Origin of the sequence: Arenibaculum sp. (assembly GCF_035998295.1) — a bacterium.
Classification (GTDB): Bacteria; Pseudomonadota; Alphaproteobacteria; order Azospirillales; family Azospirillaceae; genus DASYHS01.
This window is the reverse complement of the sequence record NZ_DASYHS010000113.1, coordinates 19992-45207: the sequence shown is the minus strand read 5'-3', so window position 1 is coordinate 45207 and position 25216 is coordinate 19992. Positions and strand designations below refer to the sequence as shown.

The 25216-nt window shown below is 69.7% G+C and carries 24 protein-coding genes; 14 read left to right on the top strand and 10 right to left on the bottom strand.

Annotation, left to right across the window (positions count from 1 at the left end; all coding sequences use genetic code 11):
• Position 1 precedes the first annotated feature (1 nt).
• On the top strand, positions 2 to 463 hold the full coding sequence (locus VGO20_RS11915) for a hypothetical protein (protein WP_327502566.1): 462 nt from the start codon (positions 2 to 4) through the stop codon (positions 461 to 463).
• A 7-nt stretch (positions 464 to 470) separates the two neighbouring features.
• Here VGO20_RS11915 and VGO20_RS11910 read toward each other — a convergent pair whose 3' ends face one another.
• Genes VGO20_RS11910 through VGO20_RS11895 form a run of 4 tightly spaced genes read right to left on the bottom strand, consistent with a single transcriptional unit; the run spans position 471 to position 5867 of the window.
• On the bottom strand, positions 471 to 2474 hold the full coding sequence (locus VGO20_RS11910) for an ABC transporter ATP-binding protein (protein ID WP_327502565.1): 2004 nt from the start codon (positions 2472 to 2474) through the stop codon (positions 471 to 473).
• Positions 2471 to 3289: an ABC transporter permease gene (locus tag VGO20_RS11905; protein ID WP_327502564.1), complete on the bottom strand. Its 819-nt coding sequence runs from the start codon at positions 3287 to 3289 to the stop codon at positions 2471 to 2473. Before VGO20_RS11905 ends, VGO20_RS11910 begins: the two co-directional genes overlap by 4 nt.
• Positions 3273 to 4226: an ABC transporter permease gene (locus tag VGO20_RS11900; RefSeq protein ID WP_327502563.1), complete on the bottom strand. Its 954-nt coding sequence runs from the start codon at positions 4224 to 4226 to the stop codon at positions 3273 to 3275. The genes VGO20_RS11905 and VGO20_RS11900 overlap by 17 nt, the downstream gene beginning before the upstream one ends.
• Positions 4227 to 4277: 51 nt before the next feature.
• Positions 4278 to 5867: an ABC transporter substrate-binding protein gene (locus tag VGO20_RS11895; RefSeq protein ID WP_327502562.1), complete on the bottom strand. Its 1590-nt coding sequence runs from the start codon at positions 5865 to 5867 to the stop codon at positions 4278 to 4280.
• Positions 5868 to 6078: 211 nt separating this feature from the next.
• Here VGO20_RS11895 and VGO20_RS11890 point away from each other — a divergent pair, with 211 nt between their 5' ends.
• Entirely contained in the window at positions 6079 to 7230 is a 1152-nt protein-coding gene (locus tag VGO20_RS11890; protein ID WP_327502561.1) for a M24 family metallopeptidase, read from the top strand.
• Between the two features lie 22 nt (positions 7231 to 7252).
• On the opposite strand, the gene VGO20_RS11885 is transcribed toward VGO20_RS11890, so the two are convergent.
• The gene (locus tag VGO20_RS11885; protein WP_327502560.1) at positions 7253 to 7690 is read right to left on the bottom strand and encodes a CBS domain-containing protein; all 438 of its coding nucleotides are present in this window, start codon (positions 7688 to 7690) and stop codon (positions 7253 to 7255) included.
• A gap of 265 nt (positions 7691 to 7955) precedes the next feature.
• Here VGO20_RS11885 and VGO20_RS11880 point away from each other — a divergent pair, with 265 nt between their 5' ends.
• The 9 genes from VGO20_RS11880 to VGO20_RS11840 all read left to right on the top strand — a co-directional run bounded on the left by VGO20_RS11880 (position 7956) and on the right by VGO20_RS11840 (position 17177).
• Positions 7956 to 8549, top strand: coding sequence for a MotA/TolQ/ExbB proton channel family protein (locus VGO20_RS11880; protein ID WP_327502559.1), 594 nt, complete (start codon positions 7956 to 7958; stop codon positions 8547 to 8549).
• Positions 8550 to 8573: 24 nt separating this feature from the next.
• Positions 8574 to 9179 (top strand): hypothetical protein, encoded by a 606-nt coding sequence (locus VGO20_RS11875; protein ID WP_327502558.1) that lies wholly within the window; start codon positions 8574 to 8576, stop codon positions 9177 to 9179.
• A 12-nt stretch (positions 9180 to 9191) separates the two neighbouring features.
• Entirely contained in the window at positions 9192 to 9707 is a 516-nt protein-coding gene (locus VGO20_RS11870) for a hypothetical protein (protein ID WP_327502557.1), read from the top strand.
• Between the two features lie 170 nt (positions 9708 to 9877).
• Complete coding sequence (locus VGO20_RS11865; protein ID WP_327502556.1) at positions 9878 to 11425, top strand: ATP-binding response regulator; 1548 nt, start codon at positions 9878 to 9880, stop codon at positions 11423 to 11425.
• A 141-nt stretch (positions 11426 to 11566) separates the two neighbouring features.
• Positions 11567 to 13165, top strand: coding sequence for an ABC transporter substrate-binding protein (locus VGO20_RS11860; protein WP_327502555.1), 1599 nt, complete (start codon positions 11567 to 11569; stop codon positions 13163 to 13165).
• A gap of 93 nt (positions 13166 to 13258) precedes the next feature.
• The gene (locus VGO20_RS11855) at positions 13259 to 14269 is read left to right on the top strand and encodes an ABC transporter permease subunit (RefSeq protein WP_327502554.1); all 1011 of its coding nucleotides are present in this window, start codon (positions 13259 to 13261) and stop codon (positions 14267 to 14269) included.
• A gap of 5 nt (positions 14270 to 14274) precedes the next feature.
• Positions 14275 to 15177 carry an ABC transporter permease subunit gene (locus VGO20_RS11850; RefSeq protein ID WP_327502553.1) on the top strand — a complete coding sequence of 301 codons (903 nt, stop codon included), beginning with the start codon at positions 14275 to 14277 and terminating at the stop codon, positions 15175 to 15177.
• A 3-nt stretch (positions 15178 to 15180) separates the two neighbouring features.
• On the top strand, positions 15181 to 16164 hold the full coding sequence (locus tag VGO20_RS11845; protein WP_327502552.1) for an ABC transporter ATP-binding protein: 984 nt from the start codon (positions 15181 to 15183) through the stop codon (positions 16162 to 16164).
• Complete coding sequence (locus VGO20_RS11840; protein ID WP_327502551.1) at positions 16161 to 17177, top strand: peptide ABC transporter ATP-binding protein; 1017 nt, start codon at positions 16161 to 16163, stop codon at positions 17175 to 17177. Before VGO20_RS11845 ends, VGO20_RS11840 begins: the two co-directional genes overlap by 4 nt.
• Before the next feature lie 22 nt (positions 17178 to 17199).
• On the opposite strand, the gene VGO20_RS11835 is transcribed toward VGO20_RS11840, so the two are convergent.
• The 4 genes from VGO20_RS11835 to VGO20_RS11820 form a co-directional block, all read right to left on the bottom strand.
• Positions 17200 to 17586 (bottom strand): hypothetical protein, encoded by a 387-nt coding sequence (locus VGO20_RS11835; protein WP_327502550.1) that lies wholly within the window; start codon positions 17584 to 17586, stop codon positions 17200 to 17202.
• Positions 17587 to 17603: 17 nt separating this feature from the next.
• Entirely contained in the window at positions 17604 to 18368 is a 765-nt protein-coding gene (locus tag VGO20_RS11830; RefSeq protein ID WP_327502549.1) for a metallophosphoesterase family protein, read from the bottom strand.
• Positions 18369 to 18482: 114 nt separating this feature from the next.
• On the bottom strand, positions 18483 to 19244 hold the full coding sequence (locus tag VGO20_RS11825) for a DeoR family transcriptional regulator (protein ID WP_327502548.1): 762 nt from the start codon (positions 19242 to 19244) through the stop codon (positions 18483 to 18485).
• A gap of 81 nt (positions 19245 to 19325) precedes the next feature.
• Entirely contained in the window at positions 19326 to 19481 is a 156-nt protein-coding gene (locus VGO20_RS11820; protein ID WP_327502547.1) for a hypothetical protein, read from the bottom strand.
• Between the two features lie 249 nt (positions 19482 to 19730).
• Between VGO20_RS11820 and VGO20_RS11815 the strand changes: the two genes are divergently transcribed.
• Together VGO20_RS11815 and VGO20_RS11810 are read left to right on the top strand one after the other, a co-directional pair.
• The gene (locus VGO20_RS11815) at positions 19731 to 20783 is read left to right on the top strand and encodes a DNA topoisomerase IB (protein WP_327502546.1); all 1053 of its coding nucleotides are present in this window, start codon (positions 19731 to 19733) and stop codon (positions 20781 to 20783) included.
• Between the two features lie 82 nt (positions 20784 to 20865).
• Complete coding sequence (locus VGO20_RS11810; protein ID WP_327502545.1) at positions 20866 to 21321, top strand: hypothetical protein; 456 nt, start codon at positions 20866 to 20868, stop codon at positions 21319 to 21321.
• Between the two features lie 15 nt (positions 21322 to 21336).
• On the opposite strand, the gene VGO20_RS11805 is transcribed toward VGO20_RS11810, so the two are convergent.
• Positions 21337 to 23208, bottom strand: coding sequence for a YjbH domain-containing protein (locus VGO20_RS11805; protein WP_327502544.1), 1872 nt, complete (start codon positions 23206 to 23208; stop codon positions 21337 to 21339).
• Between the two features lie 250 nt (positions 23209 to 23458).
• Here VGO20_RS11805 and VGO20_RS11800 point away from each other — a divergent pair, with 250 nt between their 5' ends.
• Positions 23459 to 25135 carry a L,D-transpeptidase family protein gene (locus VGO20_RS11800; RefSeq protein WP_327502543.1) on the top strand — a complete coding sequence of 559 codons (1677 nt, stop codon included), beginning with the start codon at positions 23459 to 23461 and terminating at the stop codon, positions 25133 to 25135.
• Positions 25136 to 25216 lie beyond the last annotated feature (81 nt).

Here is a 25216-nt window from a genome sequence, read left to right as displayed (position 1 = left end):
GGTGTGGCGCGAGCGCATCCGGGGGGCCAACATCTCGGCCAAGACCTTGCTCGCGACCGACTACCTCAACCATTTCAACGAGATCGCCATGCTCGTCGAGATGGTTCCGGACATGCCGGACATGATCGAGGACTGCAAGGCCTGGCGGCCGAAAGGGTATTGCGAGCATTTCCGCGACAGCGGCTTCTCGGATGGCGACCTTGCCATCGAGGCCTACGGCCACGTCCCGTCCAAGTTCCGCATCCCGCTCGAGGCGACGATCGACCAGATGGATGCCGTGGTCGCCTCCGCCCTGGAGCGGATCGCCGCGGCATGCGGGAGTGGCGACGAGCAGCGGCTGCGCCATGACTGCATGGCTTCCGTCGAGATCATGCGCAGGATCATCCAGGTCGCCAACGGCATCGTCCACGGCACCGCCGAGGTGATGGACCAGGCCGAGATCGACGACTATCTCGGACGATAGAGGTCGATCACGATGCACCGTCCGCCCGCCGCGGGCGCGGCGGCTCGTGGGCGGGGGCGAGCCGGTCCGGCGCGATCCAGCAGCGGATCGCATGGCCGCCGGCCGTAGGCCGCCAGGGCGGCTCCTCGACGGTGCAACGGTCGAGCGCGTGCGGGCAGCGGCCGTGGAAGGCGCATCCCGCCGGCCGCTCCGAAGGTCCAGCCGCCTTTCCCTCCACCGGCCGCAGGGCGGCATCCGCCCCGGGCGCGGCCGCGAGCAGTACCGCCGTATAGGGATGGTGGGGGCCGGCGAAAACCCGCTCGGTCGGGCCGACCTCGACCAGCTCGCCCAGATACATCACCGCCACCCGGTCGGCGACGTAGCGCACGACGCCGAGGTCGTGGGAGATGAAGAGATAGGCGGCCCCGCCCTCGGCCTGGAGGTCGAGCAGCAGGTTCAGCACCGCCGCCTGGACCGAGGCATCGAGCGCGGAGGTCGGCTCGTCCAGGATCACGAGACGCGGCGTCCCCGCGAAGGCGCGGGCGATCGCGACCCTCTGCCGCTGACCTCCCGATAGCCGGCCGGGACGCGACGAAGCGACCGGCGCCGGCAGGCGGACCATGCCCAGCAGTTCGGCTACCCGCTCCCGCCGCTCGCGCCCCCTGCGTCCGCCCAGCACGCGCACCGCCCGGCCGACGATCGAGGCGACGCGGCGGCTGGGGTTGAGCGTCGTGTCCGGGGTCTGGAACACCATCTGCACGGCGCGCCGCTGGTCCGCCGTCCGCCGCCGGGCATGGCCGGCCAGCGGGACGCCATCGAGCGTCACGCCACCGGTGTCGGGGGCGGCGAGGCCGGCGACGACGCGGGCGAGCGTCGTCTTGCCGCTGCCCGATTCGCCGACCAGGGCGAAGGTCTCGCCGGAATGAATCTCCATGTCGATCCGCCGCAGGATGTCGACCTTGCCGATCCGATGGCCCAGGCCGCGCAGCGACAGCAGCGGCTCGCTCCTGCCCGGCCGCTCGGCCGCGGCCGGTCCCGGGCTCACATGCGGATCCGGGCCGTCGAGCGGGTATGGGCAGCGCACGAGCCGCCCGGGCCCGGCGGGAGCGAGCGCCGGCGCCGCGGCGTTGCAGTCCGGCCGCGCCGACGGGCAGCGCGGCGCGAACGCGCAGCCGCCCGGCAGGTCCGCCGGATCAGGCGGTGTGCCGGACAGGGTCGCGAGCCGGCGGCCGCCCTTGCGCTGGCCGGGGCGGGGCAGGCAGGCGGCGAGCGCTGCCGAATAAGGATGCCGCGGACGGGCGAGGACCCGGGCGGCGTCCCCTTCCTCCACCAGCTCGCCGGCATAGAGGATGCCGATCCGGTCGCAGATCCGGCGCACGACGTCGAGGTTGTGGCTGATGAACAGCAAGGCGGTGCTGCGGGTCCGGCGCAGTTCCGCGAACAGGTCCAGGATCTCCGCCTGAACGGTCGCATCCAGCGCGGTCGTCGGCTCGTCGAGGACGAGCAGGTCCGGTTCGGTCGCGAGCGCCATCGCGATGACGGCGCGCTGCTGCATACCTCCGGAGACTTGGAACGGGTACAGCCCGGCGACGCGCGCCGGATCGGCGATGCGCATCCGGGCCAGCATGTCCACCGCGGCCTCGTCGGCGCTCCGGCGGTCCAGGCCGCGGTGATGGCGGAACACCTCCGCGACCTGCGCTCCCACGGTCAGGGACGGGTTGAGGGCGCCGGCGGGGTTCTGGTACACCATCGAGACCCGCTCGCCGCGCAGCCGCCGCAGCTCGGCCGGGGGCAGGGCCCACAGGTCGCGCCCGAGCAGGTCGATGCGCCCGTCCTCGAGCCTGGCGTTGCGCGGCAGGAAGCGCATCGCGGCGAGGGCGGCGGTCGACTTCCCGCAGCCGGACTCGCCGACCATCCCATAGGCCTCGCCGGCGGCGATCGCGAAGCTGAGGTCCCGCACCGCCGGCAGCCAGCGGGCGCGCCGGCGGTAGGAGATGGTGACGCTGTCGAACTGGAGAACCGGAACGCTCACGGGTCGAGGATCTCCTTGATGCCGTCGGCGGCGAGGCCCAACCCCGCCACGACCAGCGCGATGGCCAGCGCCGGGAACAGGATCGTCCACGGCGCGGTGGTCAGCAGGCCCTGGTTCTCGCTCACCATCAAACCCCAATCAGGGCTCGGCGGCTGCACCCCCAGGCCGAGGAAGCCGAGCGTCGCCGACGTGAAGACGGCGTAGCCGAGGCGGACCGTGCCCTCCACCGCCAGCGGGCCGCGCACGTTGGGCAGGATCTCCATCGTCATCACGTAGAAGATCCCCTCGCCGCGCAGCCGCGCCGCCTGGACGTATTCCTTGCGCACCTCGGCCAGCGCCGCGGCCCGCACCGTGCGGGCGACCAGCGGCGCGAACACCAGCGCCACGATCAGGATCACGTTGCCCGTTCCGGCGCCGAGGAAGGCCAGTACCAGCATGGCGAGCACCACGACCGGGAACGCCATCACCGCGTCGAGCACGCGCATCACCGCCTCGTCGGCCCGGCGCCCGGCGCAGGCGGCGGCGAGACCGACCGCGGTGCCGAGCGCCAGGCCCAGCAGCGTCGCCGCCGGGGCGATCGCGAGCACGGTAGCGCCGCCGTGGAGCACGCGGCTGAGTACGTCGCGTCCGAGCTGGTCCGTGCCGAACCAGTGTCCGGCCGAGGGCGGCTGGAGCACCGCCAGCAGATCGATCCGGTCCGGCGGATGAGGCGCGATCCAGGGGGCGGCGAGCGCGGTCGCGATCCACAGCCCGACCAGGACCAGCCCGGCGACAAGCGTGCCGTTCCGGCGGGCGAGGTCACGCGGCGTCGGCATGGCGGAGCCTGGGGTCGAGGACGGCGTGCAGGAGGTCGGCGGCGAGGTTGCCGAGAGCGAAGACGCCGGTCACGGCGATGACGCAGCCGACCAGCAGCGGCAGGTCCTTGTTGGTGGCGGCGAAGTGGAGCAGGCTGCCGATGCCCGGGTACTTGAACAGGGTCTCGACGACGACCAGGCCGCCGACGAGCCAGCCGAGCTGCGCGCCCGCGACGGCCAGGGTCGGCGGCAGGGCGTTGCGCAGCACGTGCCGGCGGATCACGACGCGTTCGGGCAGGCCCTTCAGCACGGCGGTGCGGGTGTAGTCCGAGGCCAGCGCCTCGATGACGCTCGCCCGGGTCATCCGGAACAGGTAGGCGAACAGCAGCAGCGAGAGGCATGCGACGGGCATCACGAGGTGGGCCGCCCGTTGCAGCGCGCCGGCGCCGTCGGGGGCGAGGGCCTGGATCGGCAGCAGCTCCAGCCATAGCCCGAAGATCAGGATCAGGAAGACGCCGGTCACGAACTCCGGCAGCGCGCCGACGGCGAGGCCGGCAACCGTCAGAGCCCGGTCCAGCGGCCCGCCCTCGCGCCGGGCCGCCGCGACCCCCGCGGCGACCGAGAGCGGGACGAGGATGACCAGCGCAGCGCCCGCCAGGACCAGCGACCGGCCGAGCCTGCCGGCGACCAGCGGCAGCACCGGCGTGTCGAAGGCATGGGAGCGGCCCCAGTCGCCCCGCAACACGCCGGCCATCCAGTCGACGTAGCGCCGCGCCGCGGGACGGTCGGCACCCAGCTCGTGGTTGAGCCGGTCCACCGCGTCCTGCGGGGCGAACGGCCCGAGGATGATCCGCCCGACGTCACCCGGCAGCAGGTCGGTCAGCGCGAACACCAGGACCGAGGCGAGCGCCAGGGTCGCGGCCAGGAGGATCGTCCTGCGTGCGGCGAAGCGGAGCACCGGCGACTCCCTCCCTGTCCTGGCCCTTCCCAGCGTCGCCGCGGCCGACGCCTAGGCGTCAAGCCAGGTTCCGGACAGGTCGAGGTAGTTGGACATGCTGGCCTCCAGCCCCTTCACCTCGCCGCGCGCGGCGCGCAGGGTACGAACGAAATAGGCGATCACGGCCGGTACCTCCTCGTTCATCAGCGCCGCGATCTCGGTGCCGGTCGCGCTGCGTTTGCCGAGGTCGGTTTCCGCCTCGAAGCGGGCCAGGAGGTCGTCGAACCTCTGGTTCTTCCAGTGCGCGGCGTTCCATTCCGCGTCGCTGCGGAACGACTGTGCGAGGATCAGTGCCGGGACGGGGCGCGACGTCCACTCGGTCAGGCCCATCGGCACCTCGGTCCAGTGCCCGTAGTAGAGGTTGCTCGGCTCGACCTTGAGGTTCACCCGGATGCCCGCCGGGGCCAGCATCTGCTGGGCCAGCGCCGCATGGCGCGGCAGCTCCAGCAACTGGTGGGTATGCAGGTCGACCTCGAAGCCGTCGGGGTAGCCGGCCTCCGCCAGCAGCGCGCGGGCCTGCTCGATATCGGGGGAGCGTTGCGCGAGATCGATGCGCTCGGGATAGATCGGCGCGATCGGATGGTCGTTGCCGACCGAGGCGCGCCCGCCCAGCAGCCCTTCGACCATGGCCGCGCGGTCGAAGCACAGTGCTACGGCCCGGCGTACACGCACATCGTCGAAGGGAGCCATGTCGGTGCGCATGGCGAGCTGGCGATGGTCGCCCGATTCGGCCTCGATCAGCACCAGTCCCGCGTCGTCGACGACCGGGCGCGCGTCCAGCCAGGTGAGCTGCTGGACGACCTGGACGGCACCGGACTGCAGGGCCAGGATCTGCGGCTGCGGCGTTTCGTGAAGCTGGATCTCGACCCGGTCCAGGTACGGTTTGGGCTGGTCCCAGTAGTCGGGGTTGCGCTCGAACACCGCGCCTTCCTGGGGCCGGTAGGAGACGAGGCGGAACGGCCCCGTGCCCACCGGCTTCTCCGCGAAGTTCCCGGCGTAGTCAGCGGGCAGGATCACCGCGTTGTAGATGTGGGTGAAATACGGGAAGTCCCCGATCGGACGGTCGAGCGCGAAGCGGACCGTGTGGTCGTCGACGGCCGTGACGCCGTCCGGCTTCAGGAAGGACAGGGCGCCGGCCGCGGGCGAGGCGGATTCCGGATCGACGAGGCGGCGGAAGCTCGCGACGACGTCCGCGGCCGTCATCGGCCGGCCGTCGTGGAAGCGGACGTCGCGGCGCAGCTCGAACGTCCAGACGCGGCCGCCTTCCGAAGGCTCCCACCGGGTCGCGAGCACCGGGCGCAGGCTCAGGTCCGGCTCGGCGTACACCAGGTACTCCGCCACCTGCTGCACGATCCCGATCGCGCCGGGGCTGTTCAGCTTCACAGGGTCGATGGTCGTCGCCGGCGGGGCCGCGATCTTCAGCGTGCCGCCCCGCTTTGGGGTGCCCTGGGGGGTGCCCTGGGCCAGAGCCGGCCGGCCGAGCGGCCCGGCCGCCAGAAATATGCCGAGCCCCGCCGCCGCCTTCAGCAGACCGCGGCGGGAAAGGCGGCCGGCCGCGTGTTCGGCGAGGAGGCGGGACAGTGCGCTGCCGCGGGCTTCCATCGAGAATCTCCGTCTTCGGTTTGACGCCGCGCGCGCGGCAGTTCCCATCCTTCTAAAGTGACGGACGAGGGCCGGTGAGGCAACCTGTTGACGGCATTCCCGATTTGTTCCATTGAGGAGTAACGCTTTCGGCGAGACCGGCGGCCCGCCTCCTTGAGCGCCCTCGCGGGACGGGCCATAGTACGCCGCGCGAGCGACGAGGGAGGATGGAGTGGCGCTGCATTTCACGGCCGAGGAACTCGAGGGGCGCCGGACGCGGGCGGTCGCCGCGATGGAGCGGCGCGGCCTCGACGGACTGCTGATGTTCCGTCAGGAAAGCATGTACTACCTGACCGGCTACGACACCTTCGGCTACGTCTTCTTCCAGTGCCTCTATCTCGGTGCCGACGGGCGCCTGGCGCTGCTGACCCGTGCGCCGGACCTGCGCCAGGCGCGGCACACCTCCGTCGTCGAGGACGTGCGCGTCTGGGTCGACCGGCCTGACGCGGACCCGGCGGGCGACCTGCGCGAGATGCTGCGCGAATTCGGTCTCGCCGGCAGGAAGCTCGGGGTCGAGTACGAGGCGTACGGGCTGACCCACGCGAACGGACGGCGCCTGGAGGCGGCGCTCGACGGATTCTGCGGGCTGGAGGACGCGTCCGATCTGGTGAGCCGTCTGCGCGTCGTGAAGAGCCCGGCGGAGATCGGCTATGTCCGCCGTGCGGCCGAGCTCGCCGACGCCGCCCTGGACGCCGCGCACGAGACGATCGGTCCCGGCGCGTTCGAGGGCGACGTCCTGGCGGCAATGCATGGGGCGATCTACCGCGGCGGCGGAGACGACCCTGCCAACGAGTTCATCATCGGCTCCGGGCGCGACGCGCTGTTGTGCCGGTACTTCACCGGCCGGCGGCACCTCGACCCGGTCGACCAGATCACGCTGGAGTTCGCGGGCGCCCATCGCCATTACCACGCGTGCCTGATGCGCACGATACCGGTCGGCCGCGCCGATCCGCGCCACGTCGAGATGCACCGGGTCGCGGTCGATGCGATGGCGGCATGCATCGAGGCGCTCAAGCCGGGCGAGCCGATCGGGAAGGTGTTCGACGCCTACGCCCGCGTCTGCGACGGGGCCGGGATGCAGCCCCACCGCCTGAACGCGACCGGCTACTCGCTGGGAACGACCTTCGCGCCCAACTGGATGGACTGGCCGATGTTCTACACCGGCAACCCGGTCCAGACGGAACCGGACATGATCTTCTTCCTGCACATGATCCTGATGGACAGCGACCGCGGCATCGCGATGTGCCCCGGCCAGACCGTCAGGGTCACGCAGTCCGGCTGCGAGGTGCTGTCCCGCCGGCCCCTGGACCTGGTGGTGAAGTAGAGCCCGGCGGGGCGGGCCCGGCTCAGGCCGGTCCCGTCCGGCCACGGCCCTCGGAAATCTCCTCGACCGTCTGCCCGACGAGGTCGTCGTCGGACGTGCGGGTCGCGAGGTCGCCCTGGGAGACGATTCCGATCAGGCGCTTGTCGCGGTCGACCACGGGGAGGCGCCGGACCTGCCTTTCGGCCATGAGCTGTGCCGCCTCGCTCGTCTCCTGGTCCTCGTAGCAGAACACGAGTTCGTCGGTCATTGCGTCGCGGACGGTCGCGGTGTCGGGGTCGCGCCCCTCGGCGATCGCCCGAACGACGATGTCGCGGTCGGTCAGAGTACCGATCAGCCGGTCCTCCTCGCCGACGGGCAGGAAGCCGGTATCGACGTCGCGCATGAGACGGGCGGCTTCCCGCAGGGGCATCTCGGCGCGCACGATCTCGACGTCGGTCGTCATGATCTCGCGAATCTTCATCTTGGTCTCCGCAGGCTGGTTTCCCGGGTGTCCGTGCGAGCGAGAACATCGGGTCGCCGCTCTTGGTTCCCGCCCGGGCGCGACGCCGGTTTCCAGCACGAAATCGCCCAGGAACTTTCAGCCTTTCCCGGCGTTGCCCGTTGTACGGTTCGCAAAGTTCCGCCGGCGGATGGGCGGGGGCCCGAGGGGGAGAACGCGACGGGCCGGGCGCGTGCGATTAGGCCCGGCGAACCGCATCCCGTCACCGCTCGTCGGAGAGGGCAAGATGCATCACTGGCTGCTGTGGAGCCGGTTCGTCGCGCTGAACCTCGTCGGCTTCGCCGGCTTGTTCCTGGTCTGGATCAACGGGTGGGTCGACCGCATCGTGACCGGCGACGCGAGCCGCATCAGCATCGTGATCTTCGTCCTGTTCCTGATCGGGCTCGGGGCCAGCGCGTGGCGTATCGACAAGGTGACGCGGGAGCTGGACTTCCTGCGCCTCGGCGAGGGCGGCAGGCTTTCCTCCTACCGCAGGGCGCTCGAGAGCGCCGCGGGGGCGGGTGCGACGCGCGCCCTAGAGCTGCGGCTGTTCTCGCGCATCGCCTTCGTGCGCCATATCTCCAACATGCTGGTGCTGCTCGGGCTGATCGGCACGGTGGTCGGCTTCGTGATGGCGCTTTCCAACGTGAGCGCCGACGCCGCCGCCGACGTCAACCAGGTGAGCCGCATGGTGGGCATGCTGATCGAAGGCATGGGCGTGGCGCTCTATACGACGCTGGTCGGCGCCGTGCTGCACATGTGGCTTGCCGCCAACTACCAGCTGCTCGCGACGGGAACCGCCAATCTGGCGGCAGCTCTGATCGACGCCGGCTACACCTGAGAGGCTCGGCGGCGGAGGGAAACGATGCTCGACCCCTGGCAGGACAGCGACGAGACCGGAACGGTGTTCCGGGACGTCATCCTGCTGGCGCTGGCCGGGTTCATCTTTGTCACCGTGCTGCTGCTGCCGCATCTCAATCCGCCCGGCAAGAGGGCCGAAGGCGCGATCGAGCCTCCCGGCAACGTGATCATGGAAGCCAAGTGGCCGGACGAGATGCGCACCGACGTCGACCTGTGGGTACAGGCCCCCGGCGATATTCCGGTCGGCTACTCCAACAAAGGCGGCCTGATCTTCAACTTGCTGAGAGACGACCTCGGCAGCCAGGGGGACCCGACGGGGATCAACTTCGAGACGTCATTTTCGCGAGGTGTTCCGCCAGGAGAATACACGGTGAACGTGCATCTGTTCCGGAACCTGGAGAGCGTCTACCCGGTCGAGGTCCGGGTCGTGGCGCGGGTGAAATCAGAAAAGGACGGAGGGGCGCGGCCGATCGCGTCCACCACCGTGCAGCTGGATCGGGAGGGGCAGGAGGTCACCGCATTCCGTTTCCGCCTCGACGAGCGGGGGGAGTTGGTTGCAGACAGCATTCATGCCGTCTTCAAGCCGCTCCGTTCGGCCAAGGCGAACTGACAAGGATCTGGCATGCTCGAACTCACCTATCTCTTCGTCTTCGTCGCGACGGTGTCCCTGCTGCTGGTTCTCGTCGCCTTGCGCTGGACGCGCGGGGGGCTGGCCCGCATCACGATCGTGGGGCTGTTCGCGATCATGCTTCCGGCCGCCTACGCCGCACCGGCCTCCCTGCTCGGCAAGGCCAAGCCCGTGACCCTGGAATGGCTGAACGGCGCCGTGCAGGAGGCGTCCATCCTCTCCGCCACCATGGTCGAGGGCGAGGCGATCTACCTGACGCTGCTGTGGCAGTCCGCGCCGGGCCTCTACAAGCTGCCCTGGGACCGGGACACGGCGGAGGAACTCCAGAGCGCGATGCGCGACGCGGAACGCAACGGAACGAGCCCGATGATGCGTCTTCCGTTCGAACAGACCTGGGACCGCCAGGAACCCCGCTTCTATGCGCTCCCGCAGCCCAAGCTGCCGGACAAGCCGGGCATGGACCGGCAGGACCCGGGGCTGCGGTTCGAGCATCCCGGCCGTTCCGCCTGACTCCGCGGAGTATGCCGAAGGCTTATGGCCTTCGTCATACTCCCGTTGTCCGGGACCGCGCTTCGGCCGTCTCATGTATCATGCGCACGAAGATCCCGATGCCTCATGAGACCATGGACACCGATTCCGCGCGTCTGTACCGGCCCGTTCCGCATTACCTCTGAGGGGCGATGCCGGAGGGAACGCGTTTTCATCGCATAGCCCGGCTCGCAGCCGGATTGTTCGATGTTCCGACCGCAGCGGTCGCCCGGACCGAGGGCGACGAGATCCGCATCCTGGCCGCCATCGGCACCGAGGTGCCGGCGACCGAGCGCGCCGTCGCCACATGGGCGCGCCGCGTCGCGGCGGAGGGTGTAACGGTCGTTCCCGACGTCCGCCCCGAAGCGCCGGTCGCGGGCATGATGCTCGCCGGCGCCGCGGCGGGGCCGGTGCGGTTCGTCGCGGGAGCCCCGATCACGGGGCCGGACGGCCAAGCGGTCGGTGCGGTCGTCGTCGCGGACCGCCTGCCGCGTCCCGACCTCGGCCCGAACGAACGCCTGCTCCTGCGCGACCTCGCCGATCTCGCGGCCGACGCGCTGACCGCCGACCCTGTCCCGGCAGCTTCGGCCCCCCAGGGACGGGAGGAGGTCGCAGGCTATGCCCGGCTGCTGTCCGCCGCGAACCACGACCTGCGCCAGCCTTTCCAGGCGATGCACCTGTTCTTGCACCTGCTGCGCGCCAAGCTGATCGATCCCGGCCAGATCGAACTCGCCGAGCGGCTGGAGCAGGCGATGCACAACGGCGAGGCGATGCTGAGCTCCGTGCTCGAGTTGGCGGCGCTCGAAGCCGGCCGGGTGCGGCCGGAGCCGGAGCGGTTTCGGGTGGCCGAGGTGCTGGAGAACCTGACGCGCACGTTCGAGCGCAGCGCGCTCGACAAGGGATTGCGGCTGCGCTACGTCCCCACCAGCCTGGAAGGCGATGCCGACGCTGCGCTGGTCGAGCGCATACTGCGCCAGTTCGTCGCGAACGCGATCCGCCTGACCGCCCGGGGCAGCGTGCTGCTGGGCGCCAAGCGGCGTTCAGGGCGCATCGCGCTGGAGGTCTGGGACACCGGTCCCGGTATTCCGGAAGCCGAGCGGGCCGCGATCTGGGAGCCTTTCCATCAGATCGTCGGGCCCGAGCTCGACCGCAGCGGCCATCTCGGGCTCGGCCTCACCATCGCGCGCGACACGGCGCGCCTGATCGGCGGAACCGTCGAGCAGGCGTCGCGGCCCGGGCGGGGCGGGGTGTTCCGCGTGCTCATTCCGGCGGCCGACGGGAAAGGCGCCTCCGTCCGCAAGGAAGCGACGGCCGAGCGCAACCCGATCGTGGTGATAGAGGACGATCCGGTCCAGCTCATGGCGGTCCGCATGATCCTGGAAGGATGGGGCTGCACGGTCATCGCGACGCCGACGCGCGAGCGGGCGCTGGACGCGATAGCCCAGCGCGGGGCGCCGGGTCTCGTGCTGAGCGACCTGCGCCTGCGTGGTTCCGAGAGCGGGCTGGACGCGGTCGAGGCGGTTCGCCGGGCCGCGGGATGCTACGTACCCGCGATCCTGATGACCGGCGACACCGGGCCGGAGCAGGTAAGGGCCGCGCGCGACGCGGATGCGAGCCTTCTGCAGAAGCCCTTCGGCCCGGAGCATCTTCGAACCGCGGTCGAGGCGGCGACGGGATGGACGCTCGTCGGCGGGCAATGATTCCCTCCTCCAAGCAACACCGTTGACAAACGAGCCCGGCGCCGCGTTATTCTGCGCCGGGCGCATTGTTGCATCTGAAAAATTATAGTGCGCCGCACAATACTCGAATAACGAACCGAGTCTTCGAACAGGAGGATCCGAATGAAAACAGCACTGCGCGGGGCCGCGGTCGGGCTGGCCCTCGCTGCGGGCTTCACCTTCCCGGTTGCAGCGAAGACCCTGGTCTTCTGTTCCGAGGGAAGTCCCGAGAACTTTAACCCGCAGATCAATACCACCGGAACGAGCTTCGACGCCGCCGAGCCGGTCTTCAGCAACCTGGTGGAATTCGAGCGCGGATCGACGGAAGTCGTGCCCGGACTGGCCGAGAGCTGGGAAGTTTCCGAAGACGGGAAGACCTACACGTTCAATTTGCGCAAGGGCGTGAAGTTCCACGGCAACCAGAACTTCACTCCGACGCGGGACTTCAATGCGGACGACGTGCTGTTCACGTTCAATCGCATGTGGAAGGAAGACCACCCCTACCACAACGTCTCGGGCGGCGAGTACGACTACTTCAACGACATGGGGATGCCCGACCTCCTGGAGTCGGTCGAGAAGGTCGACGACCACACGGTGCGCATCACGCTGAAGCGCGTCGAGGCGCCGTTCCTCGCCAACCTCGCCATGGCCTTCGCGGCAGTGCATTCGGCCGAGTACGGCGAGACGATGCTGGAGAAGGGCACGCCGGAGAGGGTCGACCAGGAGCCGATCGGCACCGGGCCCTTCCAGTTCGTGAACTACCAGAAGGACGCGGTCATCCGCTACCGGGCGTTCCCTGAATTCTGGGGCGAGCCGCAGAAGATCGACACGCTGGTCTATTCGATCACGCCCGACGCTTCGGTCCGCTACGCCAAGCTGCAGGCAGGCGAATGCCACGTGATGCCCTACCCGAACCCCGCCGACGTCGAGGCGATGCGCAACGACCCGAACATCAACCTGATGTCGCGCGAAGGCTTGAACGTCGGCTATCTCGCCTTCAACACGCAGAAGGAGCCGTTCACGGACAAGCGCGTGCGCCAGGCCCTGAACATGGCGATCGACAAGCAGGCGATCATCGACACGGTCTACCAGGGCGCCGGCGTCAAGGCGCACAACCCGCTGCCGCCGACGATCTGGTCGTACAACGAGGAGGTCGAGCCCTATCCCTACGACCCCGAGAAGGCGCGCCAGATGCTTGCGGACGCGGGCTATCCCGACGGGTTCGAGGCCGATATCTGGGCGATGCCGGTGCAGCGGCCCTACAACCCGAACGCGCAGCGCATCGCCGAGATGGTCCAGGCGGACCTGGCCAAGCTCGGGATCAAGGCCAACGTCGTCTCGTACGAGTGGGGCGAGTACCGCAAGCGGGCCCAGGCGGGCGAGCACCTGATGGCACAGCTCGGCTGGACCGGTGACAACGGTGACCCGGACAACTTCCTGAACGTGCTGCTTGGCTGCGACGCATCGCGCGAAGGCGGGTCCAACATCGCGAAGTGGTGCTACGAACCGTTCGACAGCCTGATCCAGCAGGCGCGGCAGATCACCGACCGGGAGAAGCGGGCCGAGCTCTACCGCGAGGCGCAGGAGATCTTCCACGAGGAGGCGCCCTGGTTCCCGATCGCCCATTCCGTGTGGTTCCAGCCGGTGCGCAAGGAAGTCGTCGACTTCCGGATCAGCCCGTTCGGCCGCCACGTCTTCGAGGGTGTCGACATCCAGGAGTAATCCTCGGTCTCGACACGGATCTCGATGTCGGCTTTCCGGCCGGCGATCCCCAGGGATCGCCGGCCGGACGGTCGCCGTTGGTGCAGGACGAGCATGCTGCGTTTCATATTGTCCCGGTCGGCCCTGGTCATCCCGACTTTCCTGGGCGTGACCTTCCTCAGCTTCTTTCTGATCCGCCTCGTTCCGGGGGATCCGATCGAGGTCCGCGTCGGCGAGCGCGGCATTTCCCCCGAGCGTCTCGCCCAGCTCCGCCACGAGCTCGGGCTCGACAGGCCGCTCTGGGTCCAGTTCTTCGACTATATCGGCGACGTGCTGAGCGGCAATCTCGGCGTCTCCGTCGTCACCAAGACGCCGGTGCTCCAGGAGTTCCTGGCCCTGTTCCCGGCCACGATCGAGCTGTCGGTCTGCGCGATGCTGTTCGCGGTCGTACTCGGGTTGCCGGCCGGCGTCATCGCGGCGGTGCGCCGGGGCACGACGGTCGACCACACGGTGATGGGCGTCAGCCTGACCGGCTACTCGATGCCGATCTTCTGGTGGGCGCTGCTGCTGATCCTTCTTTTCTCGGTCAATCTCGGCTGGACACCGGTGTCGGGCCGCCTCTCCGTGATGTACTGGGTCGAGCCGGTGACCGGCTTCATGCTGATCGACACGCTGCTCTCCGACGAGCCGGGCGCGTTCGCATCCGCGGTGAGGCATCTGGTCCTGCCGACCGTCGTGCTGGGCACGATCCCGCTCGCGGTCGTCGCGCGGATGACGCGCTCGTCGATGCTCGAGGTTCTTGGAGAGGACTATATCCGTACTGCCCGCGCCAAGGGGCTGTCGGGAATCAGGGTCGTCGGCCTGCATGCGCTCAGGAACGCCCTGATCCCGGTCGTGACCGTGATCGGCCTGCAAGTCGGCGTGCTGCTTGCCGGTGCGATCCTCACCGAGACGATCTTCTCCTGGCCGGGCGTCGGCAAGTGGCTGATCGAATCGATCAACCGCCGCGACTATCCGGTGCTGCAAGGCGGGATCCTGCTGATCGCCACGCTGGTGATGGCGGTCAACCTGATCGTGGACCTGCTTTACGGCGCCCTCAACCCGCGCATACGCCACGGACGCTGAGAACAATGGCAGCGATCGACACCACCCAATCCGCCGACGCGTCCGCGCCGGAAAGCCCGTTCCGCGTCTTCGTTCATCATTTTGCGCAGAACAGGGGCGCCCTCGCCGGGTTCTTCGTCATCGTCGCGCTGGTCCTGATCGCGATTTTCGCGGACTGGATCGCGCCCCATTCCCCGATCGTGCAGTTCCGCGACAACGTCCTCCAGCCGCCTTTCTGGGCCGAGGGCGGCAGCATGCGTTTCCCGCTCGGGACCGACGACATCGGCCGGGACATCCTGTCCCGCCTGATCCACGGCGCGCGCCTGTCGCTTGCGATCGGCACCTTCGTCGTGACCCTGTCGCTCGCCGCGGGCATCCTGCTCGGCCTGCTCGCCGGGTTCTTCCGGGGCTGGGTCGACATCGCGGTGATGCGACTGATGGACATCATGCTGGCGCTGCCGTCGCTGCTGCTGGCCGTGGTGATCGTCGCGATCCTCGGCCCCGGCCTCGCCAACGCGATGGCCGCGGTCGCGATCGTCGTGCTCCCCCACTACGCGCGGCTGACGCGCGCCGCGGTGATCAGCGAGCTCACCAAGGACTACGTCGTCGCTTCGCGCGTCAGCGGCGCCGGCGTTCTGCGCTTGATGTTCGTGACCGTGCTGCCCAATTGCATGGCGCCGCTGATCGTCCAGGCGACGCTCGGCTTCTCGACCGCGATCCTGGACGCGGCCGCCCTCGGCTTCCTCGGCCTCGGCGCCCAGCCGCCGACGCCGGAATGGGGTACGATGCTGGCGTCGGCGCGCGAGTTCGTGCAGCGGGCCTGGTGGGTGGTCACCTTCCCCGGCCTTGCGATCCTGATCACGGTGCTCGCGTTCAACCTGATGGGGGACGGCCTTCGCGACGCCCTCGATCCCAAGCTGAAGCGCTGACCCATGCCTTTGTTGGACATACGCAATCTCTCGGTCGAGTTCGCCACCCGCGGCGGCAGCTTCCGCGCCGTCGACGGCATCGACCTCCACGTCGAGCAGGGCGAGGTGCTCGGGATCGTCGGCGAGTCAGGGTCGGGCAAGTCCGTCACCTCGCTCGCGATGATGGGCCTGATCGGCCACAACGGCGTGATCCATGCCGACCGCATGGAGTTCGCCGGCCGGGACCTCAGGACGCTGTCTGCACGCGAGCGCCGCCGGCTCACGGGCAAGGAGGTGGCCATGGTGTTCCAGGAACCCATGACCAGCCTCAATCCCTGCTTTACCGTAGGCTTCCAGATCGTCGAGGCGCTCAAGGTCCACGAGGGAGGCTCGCGCGCCGAGTTGCGGCGGCGCACCATCGAGCTGCTGGACCAGGTCGGCATCCCCGCGCCCGAGACGCGGCTGTCGTCGTTTCCCCACCAGCTCTCGGGCGGCATGAACCAGCGCGTGATGATCGCGATGGCGATCGCCTGCAACCCGCGCCTGCTGATCGCGGACGAGCCGACCACCGCCCTCGACGTCACGATCCAGAAGCAGATCCTCGACCTGCTGCTCTCCCTCCAGCGCGAGCGCGGCATGGCGCTGATCCTGATCACGCACGACATGGGCGTCGTCGCCGAGACGGCGCACCGGGTCGCGGTGATGTATGCCGGCCAGATCGTGGAGACGCGTCCGGTCGCCGAGCTGTTCGCCCGGCCCCGGCATCCCTACACGGCGGCGCTGCTGGACGCGCTGCCCGAGCGTGCGGCCGGCCGCGAACGCCTGCCGACCATTCCGGGCGTCGTGCCGGGCATTGCGGACCGGCCCCGGGGCTGCCTGTTCAACCCGCGCTGCGGGTTCGCCACCGACCTGTGCCGTGCCCGGCCGGTACCGCTGGCGCCCGACGGCGGCGACGGCGCCGCCCGCTGTCTCTATCCCCTGTCGGAACCCGGAGGTGCCGCCGCATGACCGCCGCCGTGACCGCGGATCCCTCGATCCGAGCCGAGGCCGGGCCGGTCGTGCTGGAAGCCGCCGACCTGCGCAGGTACTATGAAATCAGGCGCGGAATGTTCCGCCCCGCCGCCACCGTGCGGGCGGTGGACGGCGTATCCTTCTCGCTGGCGGCGGGAACGACGCTGGCGGTGGTCGGCGAGTCCGGCTGCGGCAAGTCCACGCTGGCCAGGATGGTCGCGCTGATCGACCCGCCAAGTTCGGGCGTCCTGCGCTTCGACGGCGTCGACGTGACCGAGGCGCGCGGGACGGCGGACCGCAAGGCCCTGCGCCGCAAGGTGCAGATGGTGTTCCAGAACCCTTATGGATCGCTCAACCCGCGCAAACGCATCGGCACCATCCTCGAGGAGCCGCTCGTCATCAACACGGCGATGTCCAGGGCCGAGCGGCGCGAGCTTGCGCTCGCGATGATGGTCAAGGTCGGGCTGCGTCAGGATCAGTATGATCGCTATCCGCACATGTTCTCGGGTGGCCAGCGCCAGCGCATCGCGATCGCCCGCGCGCTGATGCTGAACCCGGAGGTCGTCGTCGCCGACGAACCGGTCTCCGCGCTCGACGTGTCGATCCGGGCCCAGGTCCTCAACTTGATGATGGACCTCCAGGAGGAATTCCGGCTCGCCTACCTGTTCATCAGCCACGACCTGTCGGTCGTGCGCCACATCGCCGATTCGGTGATGGTGATGTATCTGGGCCGGCCGGTGGAGCATGGCGACAAGCAGACGATCTTCGCCAACCCGCGCCATCCCTACACCCGGGCGCTGCTGGCGGCGACACCTCAGGTCGAGCCGGGAAACCGGCGCGACGTGCCGCTGCTGAAAGGCGAGCTGCCGTCGCCGCTGAACCCGCCGTCCGGCTGCCACTACCACAAGCGCTGCCCGTTCGCGACCGGGCGCTGCTCGGCCGAGGTGCCGGAGTTGCGCCAGGTGGAGGGCCGGGCGGTAGCCTGCCACTACGCCGAGACGATCGAGTAGGCGCGGCGCGCCCGGGCCGGGGTCAGCCGCGGCGACCCCTGTCCAGGCGCGCGTGCAGGTCGCGCAGGTATCGTGCGTCGCGGTCCGTGAACTCGCCTTCGGCGATGTCGGCCTTCATGTCCTCCAGGTCCTGACGGGTCTGGGGCGTCAGGTCGTAGGTCGACAGCATGTGATCGATCAGTCCGAGATCGGACCCGGGTTCCGGGGTGGAGCGGGGCGGTGCCTCCCGACCCGACGGCACCGGCACGGCCGTCTCGTCGTCCACCGAAACGAGCAGTTCGGCCCAGGTCGTGCCCGCCTCCCGGACCGTACGGTCCAGCAGCCGTGCCGCATCCAGCGCCGATGCGTCGTCGGGACTGCCCAGCCGTTCCAGAAGGTCGATCAGTTCGTCGCGGTCCAGTGCGGGCATGGGGTCTCCAGTGGTGGTCAGGTCGACAGAAAGCGGTGCCGGTCCTCTTCCAGGACGAGGCATGTCAGTTTTCCGGTCGCGAAGGCGCCGGTATCGATGCCTATGCGGTTCGGCCGCAGTTCCGGCTCGGTGCTGATGGAGTGGCCGTGGACGACCACCTTGCCGAAATCCGCGGTCGAGGTAAGAAAGCTGTCCCGGATCCACAGCAGATCCCGCAACTCCTGAGCGTCCAGGGGCACTCCGGGCCGGACACCGGCGTGGGCGAAGAAATAGTCGCCGATCGTGATGCTGGCGCGCAGATGCGTCAGGAAGCTCAGATGCGCACGCGGCAGCGCCGCAGCCAGGTGGTCGCGCGCTTCGGCCAGTTCGTCCGGCTCCGGCGTCTCGGAACGAAGATGGACGCCGTAGCTGAACAGGGTCTGGACGCCGCCGTACTGCAGCCAGGCCTCCCCCGTGCTCTCGTCGTCCAGGAAGTCGAGCATGGCCTGCTCGTGGTTGCCGCGCAGATGCACCGTCCCGAAGCCGGGCGGGGGCGGCGCGCACATCCGGTCGAGCACCTGGCGCGACTGCAGCCCGCGATCGACGTAGTCTCCGAGATAGACGATGTAATCGGCAGGACCGGGCCGCTCGCGGGCGTCGGCGGCGATCCGGGCGGTCAGCGCGTCGAGGAGGTCGAGGCGGCCGTGTATGTCGCCGACCGCATAGACGCGCACGCGTTCGGGCAGGCGTGCGCCCACGGGCGGTGACGATGCGGGACGACGACGGAACAGGTTCAGGATCACGGCGCGGCTCCGACGGCCGCGCGGTCGCCGCCTGACCGGAAAGGGTCGGGTCGCGGATGCACGATCCGGCATCGCAGTCCCGCCATCATTATCCCTTTTCGCATCAAGGCTGCCTCAGCGCGCAACGTGCACGTCAACGCCGTGCGCGTCCAGCACTTCGGCGAGCGGCGAAGGCGGCGCCTGGTCCGTGAAGAGGGCGCGGACGTCGCCGACATGCCCCAGCCGGACCATGGCGCCCCGTCCGAACTTGCTGTGGTCGGCCACCAGGAAGACGGTCCGCGCATTGCGGATGATGGCCTGGGCGACGCGAACCTCGCGGTAGTCGAAGTCGAGCAGGGTACCGTCGAGGTCGATGCCGCTGATCCCGATGATCCCGAAATCGACCTTGAACTGGTTGATGAAGTCGATGGTCGCCTCGCCGACGATGCCGCCGTCTCGGTTGCGCACCAGCCCGCCGGCCACGATGACGTCGAACTCGGTGGTGCCGGCCAGCAGGGCGGCGACGTTCAGGTTGTTGGTGATGACGGAGAGCTGGGCGTGCCCGACCAGCGAGCGGGCCACCGCCTCCGTCGTCGTGCCGATGTTGATGAACAGGGACGACCCGTCGGGAACATGGCGTGCGACCGACCGGCCGATCGCTTCCTTGGCTGCCGGCTCCAGCGTCTTGCGCGCGCCGTAGTCGACGTTGTGGGTGGTCGAGCGCAGCAGCGCGCCGCCGTGATGACGCTCGAGCGTCCCGTCCCGGCATAGACGGTTGATGTCGCGCCGGATCGTCTGCGGCGTGACCTCGAAGTGGCGCGCGAGCCCGTCTATCGAGACGTAGCCTTGCCGTGCGGCCAGTTCGAGGATTTCCGCCTGCCTGCGTTCACCGTTCACGCCTCAGCCTTCACCGGTCCATGCCTCACATCCCGGAAGTTTGGCGAATGGCGGCCCGGGTCAAACGAAAAATGCGGAGCATCAGCGCTGTTTCGTACCCTTTTCCGCCGGTTTCGTCACCCCCGCAGCCTCGATGCAGGAAACCAGGCCGCGATGGGCGGTACGGAAGGTGTCCGGGAAGACCTGGAGTGCGCCGTCATGACCACGGGCGCAGGCAAGGGCGATCCGTATCGCCATGCATCGGACTCCGATGCTCTCGGCAGGGGGCGGGGGGACCGGGACGGCCGGCTGGTTCGCACGCATCTCTCCTCCCGAGGTTCGTGGCTCGTGGCTTGGCGCCCAAACGGGCGAACGGGAGGTTTGTTCCTGCCGCCCACCCGAAAGTTCGGCTAGTCCGGCATGCGACCTCACCCAAGCGGATGCGCCGCCAACTCGGCTCTTTGCGGGCAGCATCCGGTCGCCAACTTAGAAGGGATGAGCGGGACCATGCCCAAAGAGGACGCGATCCAGGCCGTAGAGGCGGCCCGATTGCGGTACGTGGACGACCATGCCCCCGGCATCGCCCGCCGTCGGCACGGCCAGGGGTTCGCCTACCAGGATCCGCGGGGGCGCCGCGTCGACGACCCCGCGACCCTGGAACGGATCGCGAAGCTGGCCATCCCGCCGGCCTGGGAGGACGTCTGGATCTGTCCGAAGGCCAATGGGCACATCCAGGCGACCGGACGCGATGCGCGCGGGCGCAAGCAGTATCTCTATCACGAGCGATGGCGCGAGGTGCGCGACGCCGCCAAGTTCGAGCGCGTGGTCGGCTTCGTCGAGGCGCTGCCGGCACTCCGGTCCCAGGTCGAGGCGGACCTGAACCGTCCCGGCCTGCCGCGCGAGAAGCTCGTGGCGCTGGTGATCGAGCTGATGGAGCGCACGCTGATCCGCATCGGCAACCGCCAATATGCCGAAGCCAACGGCTCCTACGGGCTCACGACCTTGCGCGACCGCCACGTCGACGTGAGCGGCGGACGCATCGTGTTCAATTTCCGCGGCAAGTCGGGTAAGCCGCACCGCATCTCGGTCACCGACCGGCGACTGGCCCGGCTGGTGAAGAAGACCCAGGAGGTGCCCGGCTTCCACCTCTTCCAGTGGATCGACGAGGAGGGGCGCCGCCACGAACTCGAGTCCGCCGACGTCAACGCCTACCTCCAGCGGCTCACCGGCGAAACGTTCTCGGCGAAGGATTTCCGGACCTGGGGAGCGACCGTCGCCGCGGCGACCGGCCTGTGCGCGTTGCCGCGCTTCGAGAAAGCGACGGAGGCCAAGCGCAACGTCAACGCCGTCATCAAGGACGTCGCGCAGCGGCTCGGGAATACGCCGGTCCTCTGCCGCAAATGCTACGTGCATCCGGCGGTTCCGGCGACCTATCTGGATGGGCGGCTTCTCGACGGCATGACCGAGTGCCGCGCTCGCACGGCTGCCGGCTGTCCGCCTTTGCTGGAACCCGACGAGGCGGCCGTGGCCGATTATCTCCGCTCGCTCGGGGCGAAGTGAGGGAGCCGGCACGGCATTCCTTGCCCCGTCCCCGATATTTCCGCACGATGTCCCCGGGCGCATCCGAACGAGGAAGCAGATCGTGACGACCCATTTCCCGCATGCGGTTCTCGCCCTCCTCGCGGCCGCGGTCCTGGTTCCCGCCACCTCGCAGGCCCAGATTCCCGGCCTGCCCGCTGCCGCGGTCGACCAACCGCCCCGGTCCAGCCTGCCGGCACCGATCGGGATCGACGAAATCGCGCCTTCCACGCCCGCCCGCCAGGAGCCGGCCATGCGGGACGACCCTGCGGCCGGCAGCCTCCGGGCGCCGGTGCAAGGCGGCATTCCGGACGTCGGCGATCGCCAGGGGCCGACCCAGACCGAAGACGAGTTGGTCAGGACCTCGCTGCTGAACCGGTTCGGCGGGCTCGGCTTTTCGGCGCTGGGTCGCCTTACCCGGGAGGGCGAGCTCTACGTGGCGGAGGTGATGACGCGTGACCGGCGCTGGATCGAGATCCTGATCGATCCCCGTACGGGGGAAGTGCTGACCCCTCCCTGACCAAGCTGCCGGCCGTCAGTCGAGGATCCGCGGCCAGCTCGCGACGATACGGCCATAGGAACCCTCGCCCGTCATCCGGTATAGCGGCAGCGGCTGGTCGAGCCTCCTGCCGGCGCCGACCGTCGCCGGTCCCAGCGTGAGTTCCGCCGAAACGTCCAGCGGCAGCGGATCGGCCCGGCCGAAGGGCACAGTCAGGTTCAAGCCGAAGACCGCGCCGCGCCGGCCCTGCGTCGCTTGCGTGAGGGTCGCGTGCGCATCCAGGCGCAGCCCGCGGGGCAGTATGCGCGACAGCTCGACCGTGAAGCCCGGGTCCCCGGCCAGATACCGGCCGGCATGGACGGCCACGTAGCCCTGGGCATCCGGCGTCTCCAGATACGCGCTGGCGATCGTGGACAGGAAGGGCCGGTCGGTCACGGCGACCGAGCCCGGGAGCCGTTCGAAGACGAGGTCCGCCTGCAGGCCGGCAGCCCACCGGGCCCCGGCGGGGCGGTACAACGCCTCGGCCGAGTGACCGGCGAAGGTCTCTTCGAGAATGCCGGAGGAGTAGCGCAGGTGCCATCCCCCGCCGGGGCTGCCGGTCCAGCCGCCATACAGCGCGTTCAGGCCGGGCTCGCGCGAGCGCATGTCGAAGCGCACCTCGCCCGCCATCAGCCAGGGACCGGAGCGCCAGCGGCCCGACAGGTCGGCTGCCAGGAGGTCCGGTACCCGGGAGCCCGTGGATGCCGGGTCGACCCGGGTGCGCTGGGTCAAGGCGAAGGCCCATCGGGACGCAGGTGCCGGCGCATCCTCCGTGACGGGGCCGATCTCGGCGTTGCGCCAGATCTCGGCCGGGCTGCCGCGAGCCGCCGCCGCCCGTTCGACGTCCCGCCGCATCAGCGATACGCTCGTCCCGTCCAGACCCTCGGGCTGCAGCACGATGGTGAGCCACTCGACGGCGGGCGGAGCTTCGCGGGCCAGCACGCGCGCGACGCGCCCGACCGTGCGCGCCGGCGGCCCGTCGGGCAGGCGGTCGAGCCAGACCATCGTCCGGGGCGCCGCTCCCCGGGCCTCCACGCGCACCGCTGTCGCGGGCATGCCGTACTCGGTGAGCGCCCGCGCGATCCGGCGTTCGGCGCTCGCCGGTGCGGATCCTCCGGGCCGCACCGGCGCCTGGGGCCGCAAGGGGCCGGCTCGGCGCTCGGGGGGTGGCTGCAGCAGGAGGGCGACCCGCATCTCGGCACGTTCGCCCCGGACCAGGGCCGCCGAGAGATCGAGCCAGCGCAGCGGTCGCCAGGACAGGCCGAGGTTCAGGGGAAGGCGGCCGCGACCACCGCGGCCGCCCGACGCCGCCGGGGCGATCCCCCTCGGATCGTATTCCGCCTCGAACGAGAGTGCCGGCCCGAAGGGCTGCCACGCGACCCCGCCGAAGGGCGCTACGACCTGGCCGCTCCACGGGAGCAGGATGCCGTCGAGGTCGGCGAAGCGGCCGCCACCCACGCCGAGCGAGAAATCGAGGTCCCACCATCGACGGCCGAGCACGACATAGGGAGCTGCGTCCGAGGCGCCGAGCAAACCCCGCATGCCGATGGCGACCTGCGGCCCGGACCGGCCCTCCCGGGCCACGATCAGCTCGAGGTCGGCGGTCGCGGCCACCGACCGGTCGGAGAGCTCGAGGCGCCGTAGCGTCGCGGCGACGCCCTGGAACGGCACGACCGTCAGATATCCGGCACGCATGTCTCCGGCGATCACGGCTCCCGCGGCGGCCAGCCCCGGTTCGAGTTGTCGCGCGGTCGGGGTACGGATCAGTTCGCCGGACACTCCGTCGCGTTCCGCGGCGGGGACCGTCGCGGGAAGGAGGAGAGCCAGCAGCAGCGCCGTCGAGGCGATTGTGCGAGGGAGACCCGACATGCGCGCGATCCGGACCCGTATGTCCCAGGGCGGAGTTGATGCACGCTATCGAACTCAACCGCAAGCGGTTCCGGCGTTCTCGTTTCGAAATCTTCGGCGGGATCCCGCGAGGTCGGCCCAAATCCGTCCGACCGATGGGGACGTGACAGTTCGGCCACGGGGTGGCCACACGGGTGCGACAAATTTGGAACCGGCCATCCGACCCTTCGGTTTGGGTGTATAAGTCGCAAAAGGTCGAAGGAACAGTTCCATGAAGGTTGCGGTCAGGCTGACCAGAGCAGGGTTCATCGCCATTCTGCTGGCGATCCCGCTGCAGTCCGCCGCCCGCACCACGGATGCAGGTCCCGTTCCGCACGCGCAGGCCGTGCAGCCGCTGCGGATGCTGCTGTCCGCACCGGCGCCGTCCGTCGATGGCGAGATGCTGAAGCGGCCGACGGAGCTGCTGCGGTTCTACGCCGAGCGAGGCGACCTTCCCGCCTGGTCGGCGGAGGGCGAGATGGACCCGCGGGCCGGCAGCCTGCTGGACCTGTTCGTGGCGGCGGATCGGGAGGGGCTCGATCCCCGGGATTATCATGCGGCGGCGATCGCCGCGCGGCTGGCGCGTGCGCAGACGGGTCCCCACGAGTTGGCCGAACTGGATCTGCTGCTCACGGACGCGGTGATGCAGTATGCCGGGCATCTGAGGGCGGGGCGCATCCAGCCACGCTCGATCGACGCGGACCTGGCGCTGGTTCCGCCCCCGGTGGACGTCGTGGCCGCGGCGAGGCACGTGCTGTCCGCGCCCGATCCCGCGGCCGCTCTCGCCGGTTTCGCCCCGCCGCACACCGGATACGCCGCGCTGCGGCAGGGCTTGGCGGAACTGCGGGCCTTCGCAGCCCGTGGCGGATGGTCGTTGGCAGGGCCGGGGCCCGTGCTCAAGCCGGGAATGATCGATCCTTCGGTGCCGCCGTTGCGCCGGAGGCTTGCGGCAACCGGCGACTTCGCCGGCGCGGATCTCGCTTCGGAGTTCTATGATGTCGAACTCGAGCAGGCGGTGCGCGGGTTCCAGGAGCGCATGGGGCTCGGCGTCGACGGGGTGGTCGGGCCGCGGACCCGTTCCGCCCTCAACATCTCCATCGAGGAACGGATCGACCAGGTGATCGCCAACCTGGAGCGTTGGCGCTGGCTGCCCGACCAGCTCGGCGACCGGTACGTGGCCGTGAACGTCCCGGGCTACTCGCTGGAAGCCATCGAGGGAGGCGAGGTGCGGCTCGCAATGCCCGTGATCGTGGGCTCCAAGAGCCGCGAGACGCCGGTCCTCGGCGGCAAGATCAGTCACCTCGTCCTGAACCCCACCTGGACCATTCCCGAGACGATCGCGCGCAAGGACGTGCTGCCCAAGGTGATCGAGGACCCGGGATACCTGATCGCGCAGGGAATCCGGGTGTTCGACGGCTGGTCGGCGGATGCCCCCATGCTCGATCCCTACGCCGTTGACTGGAAGGCGGTCGGCACGCGGATCACGCGCTACCGCCTGCGCCAGGAGCCCGGGCCGCTGAACGCGCTCGGGCGGGTGAAGTTCATGTTCCCGAACGAGTTCGACGTGTACCTGCACGACACCCCGCAGCGCGGGAAGTTCAGCCGCGCCGTCCGGACGCTCAGTTCCGGCTGCGTGCGGGTGGGAGACCCCGAGGCGCTGACCGCGTTCCTCGTGGAGGGGATGAACGACTGGCCGCAGGAGCGGCGCAGCCAAGTCCTCGACGGCGGCGCCACGACGACGGTGTGGCTGCGTCGGCCCGTCCCGGTCTATCTGCTGTACCGGACCGCCTGGCGCGACGACGACGGCCGGATGGTGTTCCGGCCCGACATCTACGACCGCGATCCCCGGCTGATCGAGGCCCTCGGCCGGCGGAACGCCCCCTTGCGGGTCGCCGCCGGACAGAGCTGATCCCGGCCGCGACCGCGTCCTGGTCTCACCGCAAACTTTTGCTTAACCTTGTCCCCCGAATATCACGAGTGGCACTCCCGC

Bases quoted from the DNA above. Each gene is read 5' to 3' on its own strand.
- VGO20_RS11815 (WP_327502546.1), top strand. From the start codon at position 19,731: ATGCCCAAAGAGGACGCGATCCAGGCCGTAGAGGCGGCCCGATTGCGG.
- VGO20_RS11870 (WP_327502557.1), top strand. From the start codon at position 9,192: ATGCTCGAACTCACCTATCTCTTCGTCTTCGTCGCGACGGTGTCCCTG.
- VGO20_RS11875 (WP_327502558.1), top strand. From the start codon at position 8,574: ATGCTCGACCCCTGGCAGGACAGCGACGAGACCGGAACGGTGTTCCGG.
- VGO20_RS11905 (WP_327502564.1), bottom strand. From the start codon at position 3,289: ATGCCGACGCCGCGTGACCTCGCCCGCCGGAACGGCACGCTTGTCGCC.
- VGO20_RS11835 (WP_327502550.1), bottom strand. From the start codon at position 17,586: ATGCCCGCACTGGACCGCGACGAACTGATCGACCTTCTGGAACGGCTG.
- VGO20_RS11880 (WP_327502559.1), top strand. From the start codon at position 7,956: ATGCATCACTGGCTGCTGTGGAGCCGGTTCGTCGCGCTGAACCTCGTC.
- VGO20_RS11855 (WP_327502554.1), top strand. From the start codon at position 13,259: ATGCTGCGTTTCATATTGTCCCGGTCGGCCCTGGTCATCCCGACTTTC.
- VGO20_RS11895 (WP_327502562.1), bottom strand. From the start codon at position 5,867: ATGGAAGCCCGCGGCAGCGCACTGTCCCGCCTCCTCGCCGAACACGCG.
- VGO20_RS11800 (WP_327502543.1), top strand. From the start codon at position 23,459: ATGAAGGTTGCGGTCAGGCTGACCAGAGCAGGGTTCATCGCCATTCTG.
- VGO20_RS11820 (WP_327502547.1), bottom strand. From the start codon at position 19,481: ATGGCGATACGGATCGCCCTTGCCTGCGCCCGTGGTCATGACGGCGCA.
- VGO20_RS11885 (WP_327502560.1), bottom strand. From the start codon at position 7,690: ATGAAGATTCGCGAGATCATGACGACCGACGTCGAGATCGTGCGCGCC.
- VGO20_RS11850 (WP_327502553.1), top strand. From the start codon at position 14,275: ATGGCAGCGATCGACACCACCCAATCCGCCGACGCGTCCGCGCCGGAA.
- VGO20_RS11865 (WP_327502556.1), top strand. From the start codon at position 9,878: ATGCCGGAGGGAACGCGTTTTCATCGCATAGCCCGGCTCGCAGCCGGA.
- VGO20_RS11805 (WP_327502544.1), bottom strand. From the start codon at position 23,208: ATGTCGGGTCTCCCTCGCACAATCGCCTCGACGGCGCTGCTGCTGGCT.
- VGO20_RS11845 (WP_327502552.1), top strand. From the start codon at position 15,181: ATGCCTTTGTTGGACATACGCAATCTCTCGGTCGAGTTCGCCACCCGC.
- VGO20_RS11860 (WP_327502555.1), top strand. From the start codon at position 11,567: ATGAAAACAGCACTGCGCGGGGCCGCGGTCGGGCTGGCCCTCGCTGCG.
- VGO20_RS11840 (WP_327502551.1), top strand. From the start codon at position 16,161: ATGACCGCCGCCGTGACCGCGGATCCCTCGATCCGAGCCGAGGCCGGG.